The sequence below is a fragment of the Streptomyces odonnellii genome, assembly GCF_000981895.1.
GTDB classification, from domain to species: domain Bacteria; phylum Actinomycetota; class Actinomycetes; order Streptomycetales; family Streptomycetaceae; genus Streptomyces; species Streptomyces odonnellii.
Genome location: NZ_LATD01000605.1, coordinates 1 through 1,934 on the forward strand (window position 1 = coordinate 1; position 1,934 = coordinate 1,934).

Genomic DNA, 1,934 nt, shown 5'->3' on the forward strand with positions numbered 1-1,934 from the left:
CAGGGCGGGGGAATGGGGGGAGGGGAACTCCACGCGAGTCGACGCTGGCTCGCGCGCTCATGGAAGCGCTCCCACGCCGCCATGATTGCCACCGCGGCTGATCACTGTCAACAGCCCCCTCGCACCCTGCCCCGCCGTGGCCTCGACTTCGCCGTCCCGCATAGCTCCATCCGCTTTTGTCACCGAATGAGGCATATTCAATGGCTACTTGAAGCTCTCGTGCGGTCACTTTCCGCCATCGTGAATATGTCAACGCGGTAACGCGGGCGCTAACCCGTCCCTGATTGCTGACATCGTTGTCCGATCTGTGCTGCTGAAACGACCCGTAGATCGTCTACGATCCCGGCCCGGCTCTCCGTGTCCCGCTGGCCTGTTACCGCCGCCCGGTGGCCTTCCCGTGCGAGTGCCCCCTGGGCACGCCCGGCCGAACATGTCATGGTTCTCCGCGGCATGGGCTCACCTGGGCCGATGTCTTGAACACAGCCGGCCGTTGGCCCGGTGCGAGGCTCCGTCCGCGGGTTCGAAGGCGAACCGCGGCGCCCTCTTCACCCGCTCGACTCCCCTGCGCCGCCACCTGTTCCACGGCGGCGGGCACAAGGAACGAGGACGCGAATGAAACGTTGCAATCGCATGGCCAAGAATGCGGCACAGCCAGGCCGTCGGACCGTCGCCCCTCCGGCCCGAAAGGTGGACACGTGCTTAACCGTGTCGTAGTGACGGGCAGTAACGGCATGCTCGGTACCGCTCTGGTGGAGCGGCTGGCGGCCGACGGACGCGAGGTGGTCGGCCTCGACATCGTGCACCGGCAGGACTCCGCGGCCTCCCGGGTCGTCCACGCGGACATACGCGACGCCGACGCGGTACGGGCGGCGGTCCGCGGGGCCGATCTCGTGGTGCACAGCGCCTCGGCCCTGCCGAGCTATCCGGCCGAGCAGATCGACTCCATCGTCGTCGAGGGCACGAGAACGGTGCTCAGCGAGTCCGGACGGATGGACGTGCCCCGCGTCGTGTATCTCTCGACCGGTTCCGTCTACGGACTGCCCACCCAGGTGCCCACACCGGAGACCCTTCCCCGGCGGCCCATCGACCCGTACGGCAGAGCCAAGGCCAGAGCCGAGGAACTGGTCGAGAAGGCCCGCGCCGACGGCATGGTCGTACCGGTACTGCGTCCGAAGACCTTTCTGGGGCCGGGGCGGCTCGGGATCTTCGCGATGCTCTTCGAATGGGCCGAGGAAGGCCATCACTTCCCCGTTCTGGGCTCCGGACGGGTACGCAGCCAGATGCTCGACGTCGAGGATCTCATCGACGCCATCCTGCTGGCGGCCGAAGGCCCCGCGGAGACCGTCAACACCGAATTCAACGTCGGCGCGGCCGAGTTCGGGACACTGCGCGACGACTTCCAGACCGTGCTGGACGCGGCCGGCCACGGCAAGAAGGTCATCGGTCTGCCGATGCGCCCGGCCGTCGCCACCCTGGGGCTGCTCGCCCGGGCGGGCCTCTCACCGGTCTATATGCGTCTGATCCACAAGCTCCGCGCGGATTCGTACATGGACATCACCCGGATCCAGAAGGAACTCGGCTTCGCACCCCGCCACTCCAACCGGGAGGCGATCCTGCGCAGCTTCGAGTGGTGGCGCGACAGGTCCCGTCACCAGGGATTCGGCACCGGGCGCACCAGCAGGGACCCCTGGCGTCAGGGCGCGCTCTCGCTGGCCAAAGCGGTGTTCTGACCCCTGCCCGAGAGCCCCGGGGTCCAGGCCCCCTCCGAGGCCGGCGCGACTGCGCCCGGGGCGCTTCCCCCGCCGACGTTCGCCGACGTTTCTTCAGACTCTTCCCTTAGGAGAGCCATGTCCGGTGTCGAATCCACTGTGCCCAGAACCACTCCTGCCACTCCTGTCGCTCCTGCCACCCCCGTTGTTCCCGCGCCCGCCACC

At 68.0% G+C, this 1,934-nt stretch carries 1 protein-coding gene; it reads left to right on the top strand.

What is annotated here, in order from left to right; genetic code table 11:
• Window positions 1–695 precede the first annotated feature (695 nt).
• Complete coding sequence (locus WH07_RS35575) at window positions 696–1,730, top strand: NAD-dependent epimerase/dehydratase family protein (protein ID WP_079023827.1); 1,035 nt, start codon at window positions 696–698, stop codon at window positions 1,728–1,730.
• The last annotated feature ends 204 nt before the right edge of the window (window positions 1,731–1,934 follow it).